At 71.5% G+C, this 2,878-nt stretch carries 2 protein-coding genes; both read right to left on the bottom strand.

Annotated features, from left to right (window positions below):
- Nucleotides 1-2,327: valine--tRNA ligase (locus B8460_RS18960; protein WP_048863185.1), on the bottom strand; the 2,327-nt coding region annotated here is incomplete at its 3' end.
- Nucleotides 2,328-2,416: 89 nt separating this feature from the next.
- A partial coding sequence (locus B8460_RS18955; RefSeq protein ID WP_052945317.1) for a DUF2497 domain-containing protein occupies nucleotides 2,417-2,878 on the bottom strand: 462 nt, incomplete at its 5' end.

Genomic DNA, 2,878 nt, shown 5'->3' with positions numbered 1-2,878 from the left:
GAGGCGTCGCGCAGCAGCACGGGCGCGGTCTGGCTCGGCGGCACGTTCATCTCCGACCGCACCGTGCGTATCGCGCCGATCAGGCGCACCAGCCAGTCGAGTTCGCCGCGCGCCTCCTCGGCCCCGGCGACCGCCCCGGCTTCGGGCCAGGGCGTGCCGATCAGGCTGCACGGCGCCCCGTAGCCGAGCCGGTCCCACAGCTCCTCGGTCACGAAGGGCATCGCGGGATGCAGCAGGCGCAGGATGATGCCGAACACATGCGCCGCCGCGGCCCGCGTCTCGTCGGCGAGCGCGGGATCGGCCAGCGCCGGCTTGGCGAGTTCGAGGAACCAGTCGCAGAACAGGTTCCAGGTGAAACGGTATCCGGCCTCCGCGTACTCGTCGAGCCGGTAGCCGTCGAGTGCCGCCGTCGTCTCGGCGATCGCGGCGTTGGCCGCATCCAGTATCCAGCGGCACAGCGGTGTGCGCGCCGTCGCCGGATCGAAGCCGGGCACGGGTCGCGCGTCGTTCATCTCGAGGAAGCGGGCGGCGTTCCACAGTTTGGTGACGAAGCTGCGGTAGCTCTCCACCGCCTGCGGCCCGAGCTTGACGTCGCGTCCCGGCCCGGTGAGGCGGCAGATGGTGAAGCGCAGCGCGTCGGCGCCGAACCGGTCGATGAGGTCGAGCGGATCGAGCACGTTGCCGCGCGACTTCGACATCTTCTGCCCGCGCTCGTCGCGCACCAGGCCGTGGATGTAGACGTGACGGAACGGCACCTCGCCCATGAAGTGGATGCCCAGCATCATCATCCGGGCGACCCAGAAGAAGATGATGTCGAACCCCGTGACCAGCACGTCGGTCGGATAGTAGCGGGCGAGATCGTCGGTCCGGGTGGGCCAGCCGAGCGTCGAGAACGGCCACAGGCCGGAGCTGAACCAGGTGTCCAGCACGTCCTCGTCCTGCGTCAGCGTCTCGTCGTGGCCATAGGCGGCGCGCGCCGCCGCGCGGGCGGCCGCCTCGTCGCGGGCGACGAAGACCTGTCCGTCCGGCCCATACCAGGCCGGGATGCGATGGCCCCACCATAGCTGGCGGCTGACGCACCAGGGCTGGATGTCGCGCAGCCAGGCGAAGAACGTGTTCTCCCACTGCTTCGGGACGAATTGCGTGCGGCCCTGCTCGACCGCCTCGATCGCGGGCTTCGCCAGCACGGCGGCGTTGCAGAACCACTGCGTCGTCAGCAGCGGCTCGATCACCGCGCCGGAACGGTCGCCGTGCGGCACCTGATGCGTGTTCGGCTCGATCTTTTCGACGAGGTCCAGGCGTTCGAGTTCGGCCACGATCGCGCGCCGCGCCTCCTCCCGCCCGGCGCCCTCCAGGCCGCGGACAAAGGCCGGATCGGCGATGCCGGGGACGGCGGCGAGCCCGTCCGCGATCTCGGCCAGGGTGATGCGCGCCGCGCGGTCCAGCACCGACGGCATCGGCAGCCGATGGCGCTGGCCCACCGCGAAGTCGTTGAAGTCGTGCGCCGGCGTGATCTTCACCGCGCCCGAGCCTTTTTCCGGGTCGGAATAGGCGTCGGCCACGATCGGGATGCGCCGGCCCGTCAGCGGCAGAACGACGTGGCGGCCGACGAGGTCGGCATAGCGCGCGTCGTCGGGATGCACGGCGACGGCGGTATCGCCCAGCATCGTCTCCGGCCGCGTCGTCGCGACGACGATGCGCCTGTCCGTGCCCTCGACCGGATAGCGCAGATACCAGAGATGGCTGCGCACCTCGCGGCTCTCGACCTCGAGGTCGGAGATCGCGCTCTGGAACACCGGGTCCCAGTTCACCAGCCGCCGGTCGCGGTAGATCAGCCCCTGTTCGTAGAGGGTGACGAACACCTCGCGCACCGCATCCGACAGGCCGGCATCCATGGTGAAGCGCTCGCGCGGCCAGTCGAGCGAGGCGCCGAGACGACGCAGCTGGCGCGTGATGGTGCCGCCCGATTCCGCCTTCCATTGCCAGACGCGGTCGAGGAAGGCGTCGCGGCCGAGCGTCTTGCGGTCGGTGCCCTCGTTCGCGAGCAGGCGTTCGACGACCATCTGCGTCGCGATGCCGGCATGGTCGGTGCCCGGCTGCCACAGCGCGTCGCGGCCCTGCATGCGGCGGAAGCGGATCAGCGCGTCCTGCACGGTGAACGTCAGGGCGTGGCCCATGTGCAGGCTGCCGGTGACGTTCGGCGGCGGGATCATGATGGTGAAGGGCGCGCCCGGACGCGCCGGGTCGGCGGCGAAGCTGCCGGCGGCTTCCCACCCCGCATACAGACGCGGTTCGGCCTCGGCCGGATCGAAGGTCTTGTTGAGCATGGCGTTCACTTAGAACCGGGCGGGCCGGGATGCCAGCCGCGCCGTGGGCCGCGACGCGGCGGCGCGCGGCCGATCGCGTCAGGATCGGGTCAGATTTCGGTGCGGCCCACCACGCGCTCGATCTCGACGCGCACCAGGCGTTCGACCAGCGGCGGCAAATGCGTGTCCAACCACGCTTTCAGCAGCGGGCGCAGTTCCTCGCGCACCAAATCCTCCAGCGTCGGGCCGCCGCGCCAGGCGCCCGCGCTGCGTTCGGCGGCAAGCGTGCGTACGAGGCTGCCGACCGAACTCGCGGCCGCGGCGGCGGCGCTCGGGTCCACCAGCCCGGCATGATCGCCGCCCGGCGGCGCGCCGATATGCGGCGGCTCGGGCGGCGGGGCGTCGTCGTGCGGCTCGTGGCTCATGGTCGGCTGCTCCGCCTCGATGGCATGTGCGGGGGCGAGCGGCATCGGCTCGTCCGGGAGAAAGCCCAGCGGCGGCTCGGCGGGCGCCTGGTGGACCGTGGCGTCAGGCGGCGCCTCGACGGGTGGCGGCTCGGCTGCCGGCGGCTC

This window comes from Acidisphaera rubrifaciens HS-AP3 (assembly GCF_000964365.1).
GTDB classification, from domain to species: domain Bacteria; phylum Pseudomonadota; class Alphaproteobacteria; order Acetobacterales; family Acetobacteraceae; genus Acidisphaera; species Acidisphaera rubrifaciens.
The sequence above is the reverse complement of the archived record's forward strand: the minus strand, read 5'-3'. Positions and strand labels throughout refer to the sequence as shown.